Source organism: Acinetobacter sp. YH12142 (assembly GCF_013418435.1).
Lineage (GTDB): Bacteria > Pseudomonadota > Gammaproteobacteria > Pseudomonadales > Moraxellaceae > Acinetobacter > Acinetobacter amyesii.
Genome location: NZ_VPCB01000021.1, coordinates 22,749 through 40,345 on the forward strand (window position 1 = coordinate 22,749; position 17,597 = coordinate 40,345).

At 40.1% G+C, this 17,597-nt stretch carries 15 protein-coding genes; 8 read left to right on the forward strand and 7 right to left on the reverse strand.

Features of this window, described 5'->3' with window-relative positions:
• Positions 1 to 23: 23 nt before the first annotated feature.
• Complete coding sequence (locus tag FTU77_RS14035; protein ID WP_180056057.1) at positions 24 to 467, forward strand: DUF3887 domain-containing protein; 444 nt, start codon at positions 24 to 26, stop codon at positions 465 to 467.
• A 65-nt stretch (positions 468 to 532) separates the two neighbouring features.
• On the opposite strand, the gene gltP is transcribed toward FTU77_RS14035, so the two are convergent.
• Positions 533 to 1,828, reverse strand: coding sequence for a glutamate/aspartate:proton symporter GltP (gltP, locus tag FTU77_RS14040; protein WP_180056058.1), 1,296 nt, complete (start codon positions 1,826 to 1,828; stop codon positions 533 to 535).
• Between the two features lie 459 nt (positions 1,829 to 2,287).
• Here gltP and FTU77_RS14045 point away from each other — a divergent pair, with 459 nt between their 5' ends.
• Positions 2,288 to 2,836 (forward strand): hypothetical protein, encoded by a 549-nt coding sequence (locus FTU77_RS14045; RefSeq protein WP_180039639.1) that lies wholly within the window; start codon positions 2,288 to 2,290, stop codon positions 2,834 to 2,836.
• A 119-nt stretch (positions 2,837 to 2,955) separates the two neighbouring features.
• Here FTU77_RS14045 and FTU77_RS14050 read toward each other — a convergent pair whose 3' ends face one another.
• Genes FTU77_RS14050 through FTU77_RS14065 form a run of 4 tightly spaced genes read right to left on the reverse strand, consistent with a single transcriptional unit; the run spans position 2,956 to position 7,873 of the window.
• Positions 2,956 to 4,053, reverse strand: coding sequence for an ABC transporter permease (locus FTU77_RS14050; protein WP_180056068.1), 1,098 nt, complete (start codon positions 4,051 to 4,053; stop codon positions 2,956 to 2,958).
• Between the two features lie 17 nt (positions 4,054 to 4,070).
• Positions 4,071 to 5,201 (reverse strand): ABC transporter permease, encoded by a 1,131-nt coding sequence (locus FTU77_RS14055; RefSeq protein WP_180056059.1) that lies wholly within the window; start codon positions 5,199 to 5,201, stop codon positions 4,071 to 4,073.
• Positions 5,201 to 6,364 carry an HlyD family secretion protein gene (locus FTU77_RS14060; protein WP_180056060.1) on the reverse strand — a complete coding sequence of 388 codons (1,164 nt, stop codon included), beginning with the start codon at positions 6,362 to 6,364 and terminating at the stop codon, positions 5,201 to 5,203. Before FTU77_RS14060 ends, FTU77_RS14055 begins: the two co-directional genes overlap by 1 nt.
• A gap of 21 nt (positions 6,365 to 6,385) precedes the next feature.
• Positions 6,386 to 7,873, reverse strand: coding sequence for a TolC family protein (locus FTU77_RS14065; protein WP_180003318.1), 1,488 nt, complete (start codon positions 7,871 to 7,873; stop codon positions 6,386 to 6,388).
• A 347-nt stretch (positions 7,874 to 8,220) separates the two neighbouring features.
• On the opposite strand from FTU77_RS14065, the gene serC reads away from it, so the two are divergent.
• Complete coding sequence (gene serC / locus FTU77_RS14070) at positions 8,221 to 9,300, forward strand: 3-phosphoserine/phosphohydroxythreonine transaminase (RefSeq protein ID WP_078192058.1); 1,080 nt, start codon at positions 8,221 to 8,223, stop codon at positions 9,298 to 9,300.
• A gap of 607 nt (positions 9,301 to 9,907) precedes the next feature.
• Here serC and FTU77_RS14075 read toward each other — a convergent pair.
• Positions 9,908 to 10,840: a hypothetical protein gene (locus FTU77_RS14075; RefSeq protein ID WP_180009976.1), complete on the reverse strand. Its 933-nt coding sequence runs from the start codon at positions 10,838 to 10,840 to the stop codon at positions 9,908 to 9,910.
• Positions 10,841 to 11,106: 266 nt separating this feature from the next.
• Here FTU77_RS14075 and FTU77_RS14080 point away from each other — a divergent pair, with 266 nt between their 5' ends.
• Positions 11,107 to 11,595, forward strand: a complete 489-nt coding sequence (locus FTU77_RS14080) for a YaiI/YqxD family protein (RefSeq protein ID WP_373685827.1) — start codon at positions 11,107 to 11,109, stop codon at positions 11,593 to 11,595.
• Between the two features lie 5 nt (positions 11,596 to 11,600).
• The gene (locus tag FTU77_RS14085) at positions 11,601 to 12,512 is read left to right on the forward strand and encodes a DMT family transporter (RefSeq protein ID WP_180056061.1); all 912 of its coding nucleotides are present in this window, start codon (positions 11,601 to 11,603) and stop codon (positions 12,510 to 12,512) included.
• On the opposite strand, the gene FTU77_RS14090 is transcribed toward FTU77_RS14085, so the two are convergent.
• Positions 12,509 to 13,078 carry a PilZ domain-containing protein gene (locus FTU77_RS14090; protein WP_078190390.1) on the reverse strand — a complete coding sequence of 190 codons (570 nt, stop codon included), beginning with the start codon at positions 13,076 to 13,078 and terminating at the stop codon, positions 12,509 to 12,511. The two genes, FTU77_RS14085 and FTU77_RS14090, sit on opposite strands and share 4 nt — an antisense overlap.
• Positions 13,079 to 13,104: 26 nt before the next feature.
• Between FTU77_RS14090 and FTU77_RS14095 the strand changes: the two genes are divergently transcribed.
• From FTU77_RS14095 to FTU77_RS14105, 3 genes are all read left to right on the forward strand, one after another.
• Positions 13,105 to 14,340 carry a lipoprotein-releasing ABC transporter permease subunit gene (locus FTU77_RS14095; protein ID WP_078190389.1) on the forward strand — a complete coding sequence of 412 codons (1,236 nt, stop codon included), beginning with the start codon at positions 13,105 to 13,107 and terminating at the stop codon, positions 14,338 to 14,340.
• Complete coding sequence (gene lolD / locus FTU77_RS14100; RefSeq protein WP_078192053.1) at positions 14,333 to 15,016, forward strand: lipoprotein-releasing ABC transporter ATP-binding protein LolD; 684 nt, start codon at positions 14,333 to 14,335, stop codon at positions 15,014 to 15,016. The genes FTU77_RS14095 and lolD overlap by 8 nt, the downstream gene beginning before the upstream one ends.
• A gap of 105 nt (positions 15,017 to 15,121) precedes the next feature.
• Positions 15,122 to 17,581, forward strand: coding sequence for a DNA internalization-related competence protein ComEC/Rec2 (locus FTU77_RS14105; protein ID WP_180056062.1), 2,460 nt, complete (start codon positions 15,122 to 15,124; stop codon positions 17,579 to 17,581).
• Positions 17,582 to 17,597 lie beyond the last annotated feature (16 nt).

The window sequence follows — 17,597 nt, forward strand, 5'->3', positions numbered from 1 at the left end:
AATTTTAGATTGATGAGTACAATATGAAATTAAAATATTTTGCAATGGCTTCACTTATTGGGCTTGGCGGCTGTGACCAAATTGGCCAAAAAGCATTAAATGCAATACCAGACCCAAGTGTTGAACAGACTGAAGTAGCCCAAGCTGCCTATGATCAATTACGTGAAGGCAATTTTGAAAAGCTGTACACTTACTTTGAACCAGAACTCAAAGCGAAGTTTGAACAGAATGAAAAAGAGCTGCGTAAATTTGCACGAGGTATTCCGAAACAAGATTACTCACGCAAAAATATAGTGGCAAAGCACATTGAAAAATCGACTGAAAAGCCGTCTTTATATACGGTCACTTATGAGTACGGTTATACCAATAAAAACCTTGTACAGTACGATGTAAGTTTTGATAAACCCGAAGGAAGTAACAAAATTCGAGATTTTAATATTTCAGTGTTTGGTGAAAAAAATAAATAAAGTTTGGAAAAATAAAACAAAGCTGTAAAAAAGGACGCCGAAGCGTCCTTTTTTATGACATAAAATTAAGCGGCATCTTTTAGATTAGCAGCATAATTTTTTTGTTTTTCAGTATCAAATTGGCCTTCCCATTTACTGATCACCAGTACCGCAAGCGCGTTACCAATCACATTTAGTACAGTACGTGCCATATCTAAAATACGGTCAATACCCGCAATGAATGCCAGACCTTCAAGTGGAATACCGACACTGCCGAGAGTCGCTAGCAAGACCACGAAAGAAACGCCAGGTACACCTGCAATCCCTTTAGAGGTAATCATCAAGGTTAGGACCAGAATCACTTGTTGGGTGATTGTCAGATCGATCCCGTAAAGCTGAGCAATAAAGATAGCCGCAATACTTTGATATAGGGTCGAACCATCGAGGTTAAATGAATAGCCAATTGGAATCACGAAACTGGTAATCGGTTTCGGAGCACCGTAAGCTTCCATTTTTTCCATAATACGGGGGAGGACAGTTTCAGAACTTGCAGTTGAATACGCGAGAATCAATTCATCTTTTAAGATCTTGATAATGGCCCAAACACTGAAGCCACAGAACTTGGCAACGGCACCTAATACTATAAAAATAAAGAAGAATATTGCACCATAAACTAAAACTGCGAGCTTAAGCAGTGGCACAAGAGAGCTGAAGCCGAAATTCGCAACAGTCGCTGCAATCAAGCCGAATACACCAATAGGTGCAAACATCATGATCATGTGCGTAACTTTAAACATCGTTTCAGAAACAGCGGTCAACACTTTAATTAAAGGTTGTTTTACTTCCTGATCAAGCGCACCTAAACCTACACCAAACATCACAGAGAAAAAGATGATTGGGAGCATTTGACCACTCGTCAAAGCTGCAAAAAAGTTAGATGGAATAAGTGAAAGTATTGTTTGAATCAAACCATGAGAATGTTCACTGACTTCATGTGTTGTTTCTTGATACTTTGAAATATCGACTTGCGTCAATGCAGACATATTAATGCCGGCACCAGGTTGGAATACGTTGGCTGCAACTAAACCGACTAAAATAGCAACGGTGGTAATGATTTCAAAATAAATAATCGTTTTGAAACCTAGTTTACCTAAGTTACTACCGTGACTTGTATTGGCAATACCTAAAATAAGCATCGACACAACAAGCGGAATAACGATCATCTTAATGAGGTTAATAAAAATTGAGCCCAAAGGAGTCAAAAAGTTATTAACTAAAGCATCACGATATTCAGGAGAATAGTGTAGGAAAGCACCAACAAGTATACCTAGAATGAGAGCAATCACGATTTGCCAGGCAAGGCTCACCTTAATCTTTTTCATACATCAGCTCTTATGTCAGATTTGGGAGAAAAAAGCCCACAGTCATCCACGAACAAATGTTGCAGACAGACTGAATCCGCCATGACAAAAAGTTCTGAATAATTTGGGAGATAAATACGATAATATTTTGCAGTTTATATGAGAATACAGCCAACGATTTTGATCAAAACCAAACTGTTTGATCGATAAATTATCATTTTTAGTTGTATAAGCGATTTGATTATTAAGTTTAATTTATAGAACGAATAAAATTGAGTTATTAATGAACACTTCACAAAATCTCTGATTTGCCTAGAAAGATCGAAAAACTAATTGTGAGCCTGTATTTTTCATTTTTATATAGAAGTTTGCTTTATACTTGTGAGGCAGATAAATCAGTGAAAATTCTATAAATCACACAGATTATCCGAACTAAATTTTAACTTTATATATTTTAATAATAACCAGAGGGCTTGTACGGTGTTGAAAAAATTAGTCGTCATCATTGCTTTAATCTTACCTATAACGGCTTGTGAAAAAATCGGCGATTTCTTGATTGCAAAATTCGAATCAAGCCTACCAAGTGAGACAAGCTCACAGCGTATCAAGTCAGAAAAATTATTCGCAGCACTACACCAACCCCATCAAGACAGCTTTTTGGTATTGGTTGAAGAAAATGTTCGTGATGCGATGCTAGCAGATCCAGAGCTGTTTTCACGTATGAAAAAGCTGATTCCTGCAGGTCAACCTAGTGCTGAGGCGGAAGTAATTCAGCGAATGGCAAATACTCGGCTGGGAGAAGGTAAGACCACAACAATTGTGTATAAATATGATTATCCGCAAAAAGAACTGTATATGAGTGTGGTCTTTGCAGGTCATGATGGGAACGATAAAGTGAAAGGATTCTGGCTCGAAAACGCTGCAGAAAAAGAATCAGATGATTTGGTTACTGAGATCACCTCAGATGCAGATGATTTTGATATTCAAGTGGATGAAGCATCGACTGTCACGCCAAATGCATACAGCTAATAGATGACAGCAAGAATTTAAATTTGAGACATGATTAGATACAAAGCGTTCGAGTCTATGATGAATAGGTTTGAACGCATTTCGCTTGAGACCAGACATGTCTTACAGCACAAACAGTTTTATCTTTTGGCAAACTTTAAACGCCAGACAGCAAGACATAAAAAAATCAGTCCAATACTTGTGAGGTAAAGCAATTTAGGGATGACAATTGCTGTAGGTACACCCATCTGATTGAGTTGAAGGAACATTTGAATGCCTTGGGTCGAAGGTAATGCTTGAGCGAGTATTTGCATCCATTCAGGCATAGCTGCATGCGGCCATGCCGTTCCCGAAAGTAGAAATAGCGGAATAGAACTAAAAACGATGACATGTCCTGCACGTTCTGGCAGGTCAAGAAAGGTGGCGAGATAGAGCGTCATCGCAATAATACAACTGAGGAAGATGGGCACAGCAATGAACATGCCCCAAAAATTTCCACCCCGTGGATAGTCATTCAGCCAAAAGGTAAAACCAAATAAATAGAAGCACCCCAAAGTTCCAATGGTCAAAATACACAAGAAAATGCCAGCTAATTGTGTATAGCTTGGACGCCATGTGGTGTTTTGTCGATAGGTCGCAATAAGCATGCACAGACCCAATAAAATCGTCTGATGAATAATTAAGGGAGCAACCGCTGGGAAAATATAGCTGCCATAGCCTGAAAGTGGATTAAATAATGGAATCTTATGAATCGACAAAGCGGGGCTAAAATCAGATATGTTCTGGAATTTTTCTGCATATTCGACGAGGGCATTTTCCATAGAACTGGCTAAACCTAAGCCAATTTTTTGAGTCTTTAGAAAGTTTGCAGCACTGAGATATAAACCAATTCCACCGGTTTCACCACGGCGAATGCTATTTGAAAGATTACTCGGCAACAGTAAAATCCCGTCAGCTTGCTGACTTCGGAGCATATTTTCAGCTTCCGCAAAATTACCAGTCACAGCTCGAATTTCTACATTGGGACTATTGGCTACAGCACCAATAATCGTATTGGTGAGTATGCTTTGTTCCTCATCCACCACAATAATGGGGAGCGATTCTGCGTGTTCCGCTTGATAAGCAATGGGATAAAAAAAACTATAAAGAAAAACAGAAAGCACCAAAGTGGTAAAAATCGAACTGTGCTTCACAATATCTTTAAAGCTTTGAATATAGTATCTGAGCAAAGTTGTTATAAATAACAAGATTTTATTCATATGATTTGCTCCTTCAGTACTTTCCGTAAAAAGAAGCTGGCAAGAACCAAATAGAACAGACAGTAAATGATCAGAGTGACAAGCGGTGTGATTGAAATAGAGATTGGGCTACCAATGACCCATTGTTCTGTTTGTAATTTGGCATAAGGCGTATAGGGAATAATATTGGCCCAGAATTTTGTAAACATCGGCGCGTTATTCAGCGGCAATGTCACTCCTGCAAAACTCAGTGATGAGCCACCATATACCGCAATAAAACCAAAGGACTTGGTGAGATCACGTGTCGCCAAAACTACGGTAGAGCTGATAAAGGCATAGGCTGTATAAAAAAACAATTGCCCGAGCAAAATGAGCAATAATGAACCCTGAACAAACCAACCTCGAAACGCGATTAGCCACAACATCCACGCCCATGTCCAAGCGGTAAAAATGAAAACATAACTGAGATTTTTAGCGATTAAAGCTTGAAAGATAGAACTTGGATTCACCCATTGATTTACAGTGCCATATTTGATTTCTTGACCAACCGAAAATGCGACACAGCAACACAGTAATAAATGCAGAATCGCAGGAATCATGTACGGCTCTAAATAGAACTCATAATTTAAACCTGGATTATATAAAGGTGAAATTTTGACATTGGGTGTCGGTGCATCGAGGTAGGGAATTGTATTTTCTAAATACTGATGACCACTAAAATCGGCCATGGCTTGCAATGTACTTAGCAGCATGGCTGATGAAATACTATTGCCGACACTAAAATAGCTTTGGTTATAGGCAATGCTGACTTCTGCATCTTTTGCTTGAACCAGTCGTTGCTCTGCACCAGCAGGAATATGAATATAGCCCCAAATTTGAGTCTGATTTAAAAGCTTTTCAGCATCATCCATACTGGGTGTAATGGTGGCTACTTTTAAGGTATGGTTCAGCTGCGCAAAATGAGTAATGTTACGGCTTAAACTGCTTTGATCTTGGTCTATGATCGCGATGGGTAAATGATCTGGTTTGCCTTGAGCAAACATATTGGTAAAGAGCAAAATCACAAGGGCAGGGGCAAGTGTGACCATACACAAGTCCCATTTATGCTGCATCAAATAGCGAAACTCACGCAGAATGCCCCTAAACATTATTTACGCTCTTCAATTTTAAACAAAACGCTCATACCCACTTTTAAGTCAGCAATCGGCTGAGCGGGTTTCAGTTGGACTTTAAAACTACGAATGTCATAGCCGCCCGTTTGCCGCGTGGTTTTAATCGTTGCAAATTCACCTTCGGCTTCGATGTGATCAATTTTAAACTCGGCAGATTTGTTTAGCGCCGGTATAAATCCTTGCATGGTCTTGAGTTGATACACTTGAGCATACTGGTCTTCACGGACATTTAAGCTAATCCATAAGCTATCATCTTGAATCAGGCTTACAACGGGCACACCCATCGCAACTAATTCTGAAACTTTGCCATAGGTTTTTGAAATGGTGCCATTGGACGGTGCAAACAATTTGGTTTCAGCCTCAAGTGCATTTGCTTCGGCCAACGCGGCTTGCGCAATCTTGACTTGGGCATCTGCCGAGCTTTGTTGTTGCGGTGTACTGCCACGTTTTGCACGCGCATATTGTTGATAAGACGCTTCTGTCATTTGCGCAGCAGACACTGCGGCAGCTTGCATTTCATCACGGCGTTGTCGTGAAATCACACCTTCTTTATAGAGGTTTTGACCACGTTGGTAGGTGGTTTGCGCCAATTGTTGCTGTGCTTTTAGACTTTGCCAATTGGCATATAAACTATCAATATTTTCTTGTTGAGAGCCACGTTCAGCTGTGGATTGCAGTGCTTGCGCAGATTGGAGAGCAGCTAAAGCCTGTTGTTTCTTTGCATCGACTTCGGGGCTGGTTAAACGAACCAGTGCTTGACCTGCTTGTACTTTTTCACCGTCATGCACATATATTTCTTCGATACGACTGGGTACTTTGGTACTAATGTGGATGGTTTCTGCCTCTACTCGACCTTGTAATTCAACCTGTTTAGGCTGATAACTTTTCCATAGACCAAATGCGATCAATGCCAGAAGCAGAACTAAGACAATGCCAATCACGAGCTTGATCAAAGCAGATTTATTGCGACTTTGCACTGAGCTTTTTTTCGTCTCTGCATCGGTATTAGTCGCCACTTTTTCTTGAGTATCGTCAGCAGTATTTGCTGTAGACGAAACGTTTGAACTCGAGACATTGGATTGGGATGTTTCAGCATTCGCAGAGGCATCTTCTTGGTGATCAGTTGGTTCCTGATTCATATTGTTTCCCCTCGGCTAAACTTAGCGAATATAGTCGGTGTGTGATTGATTGATATAGCTTTGGAACTGGTCAATGCTCCCGTGACTTTGTAGCAGTGTTGCGAGTGACATCACGTATTTATAAGCATTTAGCGCCATTTCACTTTGTAGCCCGTTCAATGCATTTTGTGCATCAATGACTTGTGTGGCTGTTCCCATATCTTCTTTAAATGAAAGCTGTTGAATTCTTAAATTTTCTTGAGCAGCTTTTAGGTTTTGCTGCAACAACAGGTGACTTTGTTGAGCGCTGGTGACTTCATTAAATGAGCTATAAATCAGGCTTTCAATTTCTTGTTTGGTACGCTCAGTCATTAACTCAGATGCATAGCGTTGAAGTTCAGCAGCTTGTACGGATTTGTTTTTATCAATACCTGAAAATAAGTTGTAGCGAGCGGCAACACCAACAATCCAGTTTTGTTTATCGTCGAGACTATATTCACCAAATGCAAAGACGTTGGGTTTTTTTGCTGCGCTTTGGGCTTTCACATTAGCACCAGCCAATTGACTGTCCAATTGCATTTTACGCACCAAACTAGACTGATCCTGATAACTTTTTAGTAAGGCGGTTATATTTTGATTGTGTTGCTGATTGATAAATAATGGCGTTGTAAGATCAGTAATTTGGCTGCTTTGCATTAAGTTGTTTAACTTAAATAAGCTAGAGCGGAGATTCGCTTCAGTATTTTGAAAAGTTCTGAGTGCATTATTCTTCGCCACTTCAAATTGCATACGCTGGCCTTTGCTAATAAAACCCTGTTGTTCCATTTTGAGCGCATTGGCATAGTGTTGTTGCATCGCATTTAAATTGAAGCGGCTGCTTTCGACTAATTTTTTTTGTAATTGAGCATTGAAGTAGGCTTGGATTAATTCAAAACGTTGCACATCTTGTTGTTGTTCACTGCTTATCGCGCTGCGTTTGGCTTGAATATTGGCAATTTCCTTGGCGCTAGACGTTAACCCACCGGTATACAGCGGCATCATTACGGAAACGGTAGGGCGGATCACTTGATCATCTAAGACCACTTGGGAAGAATCTGGAATTAATCCGACACCATCACGGATTGGCTGTTGCAGACTGTCTTTTAATGGGTCTGCCAAATCACTCGGTAAGCTTTCATCAATTTTATTATTAATGCCATTACTCAGCGTTTGTTCTAAGTTGTTTTTTAAGGCGCCGAGAGGAATATCGAGTTCATTATGAAAGGCATAGGCACGGACGTTTAAATCCACACGAGGTAAACCAAGGCCTTTAATGGCCTGAGCTTGAAGTTCGGCAGATTGTTGTAGCGCTTGGTTGGCCTGAGTGCTAAAAGAACTAGTGAGTAGACTTTGTTCTGCTTGGCTATAACTGATACTTTGCGCAAGTACCGTAGGGCTAAAAAAGCCACTGAAACAACCAAGGCCAAGCAGTAAACCTGAACGAAATGTATGTTTAATTTTTATAGAATAATCTGTTCGAGGTAGAGGCATAAAAACACACTCACAGCTAGGATGGGTTCATTATAGTCATTGTGATGAAGTTGGGTAAATTCACTAAGTTGTTGTATTGTTTCATATACATGTGTAAATAAATTTTATCTTCGCAGCGCACGTCATTTTCGCACATCAAGACCTTAAATTAGCATCAATTCAAGGGATAAAAAATATCAGTAAATCTAATAATTTGAATTAAGAAGAATTAATTTTGATCTTTATTGAAATTTTGACTTTAAATGTCAGACAGCATTGGAATATTTTCAGCTTTAACTACTGCAAGCACGCGTCAGATATGGTTAAATGCCATCATTTTATTGTGTTTCACTTTGAAAGGAAAACTCATGCGCGCGTACAACTTCTGTGCTGGTCCTGCTGCATTACCCACTGCCGTTTTAGAAAAAGCTCAAGCTGAAATGCTTGACTGGCAAGGCAAAGGCCTTTCGATCATGGAAATGAGCCACCGTAGTAAAGACTATGTCGCTGTGGCAGAGAAAGCAGAAGCTGATCTTCGTAAGCTGATGAATATTCCAGACAACTATAAAGTGTTATTCCTTCAAGGTGGCGCATCACTTCAATTCTCTGCGATCCCATTAAACCTATTGGGTAAAAACAGCAAAGCAGACTATATCCACACTGGTATTTGGTCTGAAAAAGCGTTGAAAGAAGCACAGCGTTATGGCGACATTAATGTTGTTGAAGCGGGTACCACCATTGACGGTAAACTTGCGATTACTGATCAAAGCACCTGGAACTTATCTGATGATGCGGCTTATGTGCATTATGCAGATAATGAAACTATTGGTGGTCTTCAGTTTGCCAACATTCCTGAAACGGACAAACCATTGGTTGCCGATTTTTCATCGAGCATTTTATCTGCACCATTAGACGTATCTAAGTTCGGTTTAATCTATGCAGGTGCTCAGAAAAATATTGGTCCTGCTGGTTTAACTTTGGTGATTATTCGTGATGATTTATTGGATCAAGCGAAAGCAGATATTCCAAGTATCTTGAAATATTCAGCTCAAGCGAAAAATGGTTCAATGGTGAATACACCTTCAACTTATGCATGGTACTTATCTGGCCTCGTTTTTGAATGGTTACTTGAGCAGGGCGGTGTAGACGCAATTTATAAAGCGAATATGGCAAAAGCTGAATTACTTTATGGTTATATTGATTCAAGCGATTTCTATGCAAATCCAATTGCAAAAGAATTCCGTTCAATCATGAACGTACCATTTACTTTGGCGAATCCAGAATTGGAAAAACAATTCTTGAAAGAAGCTGAAGAAAACCACTTGCTGAATTTAGCTGGTCACCGTTCAGTGGGTGGTATGCGTGCAAGTATTTATAATGCTGTTCCGCTAGAAGGCGTTCAAGCACTGGTTAACTTTATGGATGACTTTGCAAAACGCAACGCATAATCCTAAAGGCATAAAAAAACCGGCAAATGCCGGTTTTTTTTATTGAATAGATTAAAAAATAAAAGTATGTAACACGTATGCACAAATCAGCATACCTAACATAAAAAATAAGCAGGACATTGGCTCGATTTGATATCGAGATTCCATGTGATGGTCAACTTGCGATAAGTTTTCTTCTTGCACGACTTTCATAGATATTCTTTCCGATCTATTTATCGTTAATTACTATTTCTTAAACGCATTTTTAACATAATTATTTGATTAAATAAAGTACTATCTGCCATAAACTTACTAAACTATTTAGTTTATTTAAAAATAAGCAACTGAATTGCTAAATTTAGTTTCATAAATTTCCTATCTTATTTATTTATATCAGATTTTTATATTTTATCCTTTGCAGATGGATTTATTTAGCAGCATTATTTTGAATTTAATATTGTGGATAAGTTATTTTAATTTGAATTTAAAAATAGAATATATTGACTGGCTTGTGGATAAGAAATATTCAATCATTTAAATATTCAGCGAATACACATGATTAGCGAGAAATAAAAAAAACCGCACTGAGGCGGTTTTTTTTATTTGAAATAGGTTTTTTGAATTCAAATTAGGCAGATTTCGCGTAAATATTGGCTTGTATCCACAGGTTGCCACGAATATATTGCCCAACATTGAAATCTTTATGCGCCGGATTTCGTGTTGCAACACGAACAATCACCGCTTCTTGGTTTTCTTCGTGGATTAAGGTCACATCATACAGCGTGTAGTCTTGCTCTTTAAATTGCATGGCGGTTTTGCCAACAATATGCCCTTGGAACCATGCTTCGTCTTCTTGGCCAAGATTTTCACCATATAGGTATGCAACCATTTTAGAAAAATCGACGGTCACTGGCGCTTTGTCATCTTCAGACTTTGGTTGCCATGCTTTAATTTGTTCGTGTAAATCTGCAGGGGCAACACCATTATTTGCTGCCAAGATATCGTTTAAAGCACGATGATGTTTAATCGATGCAGGATCATCAACGACAAGCTGTTCATGTTCTGCGACAGCTTCGAGTTCATAGGCCCAAGCATTGAGTTGCACACTGTAGCTTGCATCTTTTTCATATTGGTCGTGATTGACGCTATATAAACTATCAAAAGCATACACACTGGTATTTGCGCCTAAGTCGAGGCAAAGCACAGCTTGTGTATTGGATTTACAGGTAATAATACGTTCAATGGTGGCTTTGGTTTTATATGGGCTATCAAAACTTGGAAATGCAGTTTTAACGGCTTTAGGTTTATTATTTTCTACCGCAATCACTTGGCACAGTTGAATGGATGCTTGAGATGGACCTTGAATCAGCCAGGTACTTTGATCCATATCAGATTCTTGTGCGCATAAGCCCATCGGCATAATGGGTGCATCCAATGCCTGACCCAGCCAAACTGGTACATCCGTTGTCGGGTTGCCGGTGAGCAAATTCCAATGTTCAACATGACTACCAAAAGTTTGATCTTCAATAGTGATAATTTCAGGGCTATTTTGTTTTTTCATATGCACAATTGATATTGGGTTGGTTTCATAATTCATAAATCGAGGGTTATTTGAAATTTTCAAGTCACCGACGTCATATTTATCATGAAATCATGCATAAAAAATGTTTTCAGTAGGATTTAAATGTAAAAGCATTGGAAAATAAGCCCAAGTTGGAGTCATTTTGCAGCTTTTCGATTCTCATGATTAGAGAAATGTAGATCCATTCAGCGGATGCAGATCCCCAAAATGTCATGTAGATTTGTTACTATGAGTCATGTTTAAAAGTGAATGGAAATTCAGTGCTGCCATTTAAATTATGGGTGGATGCAGATGCGTTACCACGCATTTTACGTGATGTGATTATTCGGGCTTCTGATCGTTACCAGTTAGAAGTCACTTTTGTCGCCAATCAAAATGTTGGGATAACGCCTTCGGTGCGAATTAACTCGATTCAAGTCATGAGTGGGGCAGATGCAGCGGATAAAGAAATTATTCAGCGCATGAAAGAGCACGACATCGTGATGACACAGGATATTCCACTTGCTGCTGAAGTGATTGAGCGGGGCGGTATAGCGATACATCCACGCGGTGAGATTTATACCACAGCAAATGTCAAAGCTCGCCTACACTTACGCGACTTTATGGATACTTTACGGGGCGCAGGTGTGCAAACCGGTGGTCCAGCACCGATTTCTGAACGAGATAAGCGTGAATTTTCCAGCAGCTTAGATCAAACTATTCAAAAGCAAAAACGCAAAACGGCACAGAAGTAAAAACCATGGCATCTAAAACAAACCTAGCGACGACCTATGCGTTGTTGGTCTTTATTTGGTCAACCACGCCACTTGCCATCGTTTGGAGTGTCAGTGATATCAATGCGTTTTGGGCACTGACATTACGCTTTTTTATCGCATTACCCTTGGCTGTTGCATTATTGTTTATTTTTAAACATAAACTGCCGATGGATAAAACCTCGCTGCACAGTTATTTGGCCGGGGCATTTAGTTTTATTGGTTCGCAAATTTTTACCTATATGGCAACAGCCTATCTCAGCTCAGGCATTATTGCCCTGATGTTTGGTTTGGCACCAATTATGACGGGTCTGATCGGTCGTTTCTTCTTTCATACCTATCTGCATCGCTTGCAATGGATTGGGATGTTGATTGCCGTCTGTGGTTTAGCCATTATTTGCTTAGGCGGCAGTGATCAGCACGTACAGCCTGTTGGTATCGTCTTAATGTTAATGAGCGTATTCGTCTACTGTATGTCGATTTATTGGGTGAAAAAAGTCAATGCGCCATTACAGCCCATGTCTCAAGCCACAGGTTCGATTCTTATCTCAGCACTATTTTCTGCCGCGATGCTACCGTTTATTTGGCAGTATGCACCGACACAGATGCCTTCGACTAAAGCGCTCATTGGCTTATTTTATGCAGTGATTATGGCTTCATTGATTGCAATGTTTTGTTATTTCAAACTGGTACAAAACATTAAGGCGACAACTTTATCTTTAACAACAGTTCTCACACCGATGCTCGCGATGTTGTTTGGGGCACTGTTAAATGATGAAAAATTGACTTTGATGGTGTTCTTAGGGGCGATTGTACTGTTGACAGGTTTATTTGTGTATTTCTATAAGGACTTACAGGCAAGTCGTGAGCTTGCCCGAAAAACACAAGCTTCGAATTAAAGCTTCTGCTGAGTCAGGGCGATGCATTCAGCCAATTTAACCCGGTCTTGAGGCAGCAGCGTGATAAAATAGGCACCCGTACGATATAAGTTGCTTTCTTCTTCACGGCTATAAACCACTTGTGCTGTTGCCGCAATATGGAAGAAATTTTCAGGGTGGCTTAAGGTCACATGGATATAAGTACCTTCTTTAATCGCGCGTTCGCTAAAAAAGCTCAAACCAGTCTCTGAGAAATTCACATGCTCAGGCACTGGTAACATGCTTTGTACAATTGCGTCGTATAAAGAACCCGTAATAAGGTTTAACTTTTGGTTAAATAAGGATAAGATTCGAGCAATTTGTTGATCTTTCTCAGCTAATTGTTCTAATTCGTAGTTGAGTGCATGATCAAATTGATCTAATTCAGCAAGTAGTAGAAAATAGCGCGGCAATACAAAATTAGGATCGTAAGGATCATTCAGTGCAACATCATCAGAGATAATCTGATAGTTGATGCGCAAAGCAGCATCGATACGCGACATTACACGGCGTTCAGTTTGAACGCTTTGATGCTGTAAATTTTCCATAATATATTACCTCGGACTAGATGGTTATGTTTAAACCAATCTCGCTGTATATAGGGTTGAGATACACTCGCGCTCGGCGCAGTAACCACTTTATTTCTTTTATTGCTCTGGTATCCATGATCGGCCTCACGCTTGGTGTGGCAGTCCTTATTACAGTTTTATCTGTGATGAATGGTTTCGATCGTGAGCTGAAAACTCGTGTCTTAGGAATGATACCTCAAGCCACTGTTTCTTCAACACAAATTTTAACAAATTGGCCTGAACTTGCAAAAAAAATTGAGCAGCATGAGCATGTTCAAGGGGTCGCACCATTCACCCAATTACAGGGAATGTTGACGGCACAAGGTCAAGTGTCTGGCATTATGGTCAGTGGGATTGAACCGCAGTATGAAAAAAAGGTATCAATTATCCAAGACCATATGGTGGAAGGCAGTATCGATAACCTGAAAAAAGGTGAGTTTGGTATTGTCCTTGGCAAGCAAATGACAGATGCCTTAGGTTTAGGCTTGAATGACAGTGTGACCTTAGTGCTTCCTGAAGCAACTCCTTCGCCGGCTGGCGTTGTTCCGCGTTTTAAACGATTTAAAATTGTGGGTATTTTCAGTATTGGTGCGGAAGTTGATTCGATGATGGGCTATGTGGCCCTGAACGATGCGTCGACTTTATTAAGACTGCCAGATGGTGCACAAGGCATCCGTATGAAGTTGGATGATATTTTTGCAGCACCACAAGTCTCTCAAGAAATTGTGCGTGATCTACCAGCAAACTTCTATGCTTCAGATTGGACTTATACACACGGCAACCTATTTAGTGCGATTCAAATGGAAAAGGCAATGGTAAGTTTATTGCTGTTCCTGATCGTATTGGTTGCAGCATTTAATATCGTGTCTTCATTGGTGATGGTGGTCACTGATAAAAAATCTGATATTGCAATTTTGCGTACTCTAGGCGCTTCACCAGCTACAATTACGCGGATCTTCATGGTGCAAGGTACAGTGATTGGGGTGATTGGTACGGTGTCTGGGGCGATCTTAGGAATTATCGCTGCATCCAGTATTAGTAATTTAGTTGGTTGGTTAAATACTACACTGGGCTTAAATATGTTTGATGCTTACTTCATCAACTATTTACCGTCTTATTTAAGATGGCAAGATGTTGTGGTGATTGTGTCCTTATCATTGGGTCTTAGCTTTATCGCGACTATTTATCCAGCTTTACGTGCAGCTAAAGTTCAACCTGCAGAGGCACTACGCTATGAGTAATTTAGTTTTAGATGCCCAAAACATTACCAAATCTTTTACCGATGGGAAGTCTACAGTCGATGTGATTCGTGGACTTTCATTACAAGTTAAAGCGGGTGAGTTTGTTTCGATTGTGGGGTCAAGTGGCTCTGGTAAAAGTACGTTGTTGCATGTATTGGGTGGCTTGGATCGTCCAACATCGGGTCAAGTGTTGATTAATGGTCAACGCTTTGACACTTTAGGTGAAGCAGAGCGTGGTTATATTCGTAATGAGCATTTAGGTTTTGTGTATCAATTCCATCACTTGCTACCTGAATTTACCGCCTTTGAAAATGTGGCGATGCCATTAATGTTACGGAAGTCGAGTAACTTCAAAGAAGTCAAGCAGCAAGCTGAATACCTGTTGGAACGTGTTGGACTTTCCCACCGCATGACGCACAAACCCGGCGAACTTTCAGGCGGTGAACGTCAACGTGTGGCTTTGGCCCGTGCATTGGTAGCAAGACCTAAGTTGATGATGGCTGATGAGCCAACAGGGAACTTAGACCGAAAAACCGCAGTGAAGATTTTTGAGTTGCTATCTGAGTTGCGTAAAGAATTTAACATGGCCATGTTAATCGTGACCCATGATGAATATTTAGCTCAATCTGCTGATGCGATTTTGCATATGCAAGATGGTTTATGGGTTGATGACTAAGCGCTAAATTGATTTCGCAAAAATTAGTGGATTAAGATTGTTTGATTGAAGCTCACCTCGGTGGGCTTTATTATTGCCAGCACATAATAAAAATAATGATGACTCATGTTGCAAAGCTTTTGTATTGGCTGGATTTTAGGCATTTCTTTTATGGGTTTCAGGTTTTGGAATCCACAACTCTCGACAGTTCAGTTGCTTTTTATTGTCCTGATTTGGCTAGGTTTACAGCTTGGTATTTCACCAAAACTAAAAAGTATTTTTTCGAAAATCTTACAGCTCAGTACAAATCTATGCATGGGTGCAATTCTCGGCTTTAGTTTCGCCAATACTCAACTCGATCAGCGTTTGGCATTGGTTGAACATCAGAGCAGACAAGGCGAGTTTATTGCGTATATTCCACAGATCAGCCAACTCAAAGACCAAGCAATTCAGCAAAAAATTGAAGTGCTCAATCTGAATCAGCAGATTCAATATTTTATGGCGTATTTACCCAATTCAATTTTGCAAAGTCATGAGCAGACGATCCAGTTGGTCCCTGGACAGTACTATCGTATGTATGGTGAGTTACGACCTACCCAGAGTTATGTGACCGAAGGTGTCTTTGACCAAGAACGGTGGAGCATACAGCAAAATATACATGCCAGTTTAAAGGTGAAGTCGGTCGAACTTATACCACCTCAACATATGACTGCGATGGGCTATGGTCAACAGTATCAACGGCATCAAGGTGTGTTACATCAGTTCAAAATAAAAGTCGAACAACAACGTTTATATTTAAGAGCGTTTATATATCAACAACCGCTGCGGAATCATGGCTTGTTGTTAGCACTGCTTACAGGCGATAAAAGTTTACTCACTGAAGGCACTAGTGAATTATTTCAACGTTTTGGCATGAGTCATTTATTGGCAATCTCTGGTCCGCATGTGTTGGTATTTGCCAGTATGCTCTGTTGGGCGATACAGTTAGCTATTCGAAAATATTGTCCCAAAATCTATCTCAAATGGCCCAAACAGTATGTTTTGGTCGTGCCCTTTATCTTCTGTGTCCTTGTATATTGTGCATTTACCGGTTTTGAAATACCGGCGCTACGAACGCTGACGATCTGCCTTGTCGCCAGTAGCATGCTTTTGTTACGGCAAACCATTCAGCCTTTTCAACTGCTGGTTTTTAGTGCCGCCATTTTATTGCTCGTGGATCCCTTTAGTATTTTATCCGCGGCATTTTGGTTGTCTTATGGCGCATGCTTTATTTTACTGCGGATATATCAAACCTTAAGGAAGCATATACTGGCTCAAACAGAAGTCAGTTTTTGGCAAAAGTTAAAGCATTCAATGTGGTTGATGGTGGAATCACAATGGAAAATCTTTGTCGCCTTATTTCCATTGATGGTGATTTTTTTCAAGCAAGTCACATGGATTAGTCCCTTAAGTAATTTATTCGCCATCCCGTGGTTAGGGGCAGTGGTGGTTCCTTTAGATATCATCGGAGGGGCACTTTCATATATTTCTACACCTTTGGCGCATTTGGTCTTTTTATTCAATGATCTTTGTCTAGAAGTGTTACATGTATTTCTCTATGGCTTAGATCGACTCTTTGCACCACAAATGCAAGATGTCGCATTGACGTCCACTCAGATCGTACTGTTGATATTGGCCATTGTGATCTTATTTTTACCTGAAGGAATCTTGCCAAAATATTGGGCGGTCATTGCCTTTTTTGCTCTGTTTATCCCATGGAAAAATTCAGCAAATTTTCAACTTTCAATTTTAGATGTGGGACAAGGGCAGGCGATCTATATCCGTTCTGTAGATCATCATATGATGGTGGACTTCGGTGGAAACTATGATGAAAGTCAATTTAGTGTCGGGCAGAATATCATCCGGCCATTTTTGAGTGTGAATGGTGTCCATCGACTAGATCGGGTGTTATTGACTCATTTAGATCAAGACCATAGCGGTGGTTTTTTCTCATTGGAGCAACAGCTTGATATCGGGCAGCTTTCAAGTAATGAGCGAGTACAAACCACGAACCAAGTTCCACAGCGTTTATGTCAGCGTGGTCAGCAGTGGAATTGGGATCAGCAAGTCTATTTTGAAATACTCTCGCCAAAGCCTGAAGATCTGACAAATGCCCAATGGAATGCCAATGAAAGCTCTTGTGTACTGTATGTGACGGTCAAAGGCGTCAATGGACCAAGACATTTTCTATTGATGGGGGATGCGGGTTGGGAGACTGAATATCAAATATTACGTGATTATCCAGACCTAAAAGTCGATATTTTGGTACTTGGACATCATGGTAGTCAGCATAGTTCATCCTATGCGTTTTTAAACCATTTTAAGCCCAAGTTGGCGATTGCTTCTGCGGGGCGATTTAATCGTTATGGACATCCTGCAAAGATGACCCAAACACGACTCAAACAATTAGATATTCCACTCTTACAGACCGCACAAAGTGGAAGTATTCATTTCAAGCAAAATAAACAGCAAATCGAGTTGATCGAAGAGCGAACAAAGTATAAATGGCTTGATCTATATCGCAGCCTATCAAAAGAATCCGAATAGAGAAACTCGCTCAAGG

Bases quoted from the DNA above. Each gene is read 5' to 3' on its own strand.
- FTU77_RS14035 (WP_180056057.1), top strand. From the start codon at position 24: ATGAAATTAAAATATTTTGCAATGGCTTCACTTATTGGGCTTGGCGGC.
- gltP (WP_180056058.1), bottom strand. From the start codon at position 1,828: ATGAAAAAGATTAAGGTGAGCCTTGCCTGGCAAATCGTGATTGCTCTC.
- FTU77_RS14055 (WP_180056059.1), bottom strand. From the start codon at position 5,201: ATGTTTAGGGGCATTCTGCGTGAGTTTCGCTATTTGATGCAGCATAAA.
- FTU77_RS14060 (WP_180056060.1), bottom strand. From the start codon at position 6,364: ATGAATCAGGAACCAACTGATCACCAAGAAGATGCCTCTGCGAATGCT.
- FTU77_RS14065 (WP_180003318.1), bottom strand. From the start codon at position 7,873: ATGCCTCTACCTCGAACAGATTATTCTATAAAAATTAAACATACATTT.
- serC (WP_078192058.1), top strand. From the start codon at position 8,221: ATGCGCGCGTACAACTTCTGTGCTGGTCCTGCTGCATTACCCACTGCC.
- FTU77_RS14075 (WP_180009976.1), bottom strand. From the start codon at position 10,840: ATGAAAAAACAAAATAGCCCTGAAATTATCACTATTGAAGATCAAACT.
- FTU77_RS14085 (WP_180056061.1), top strand. From the start codon at position 11,601: ATGGCATCTAAAACAAACCTAGCGACGACCTATGCGTTGTTGGTCTTT.
- FTU77_RS14090 (WP_078190390.1), bottom strand. From the start codon at position 13,078: ATGGAAAATTTACAGCATCAAAGCGTTCAAACTGAACGCCGTGTAATG.
- FTU77_RS14095 (WP_078190389.1), top strand. From the start codon at position 13,105: ATGTTTAAACCAATCTCGCTGTATATAGGGTTGAGATACACTCGCGCT.
- lolD (WP_078192053.1), top strand. From the start codon at position 14,333: ATGAGTAATTTAGTTTTAGATGCCCAAAACATTACCAAATCTTTTACC.
- FTU77_RS14105 (WP_180056062.1), top strand. From the start codon at position 15,122: ATGTTGCAAAGCTTTTGTATTGGCTGGATTTTAGGCATTTCTTTTATG.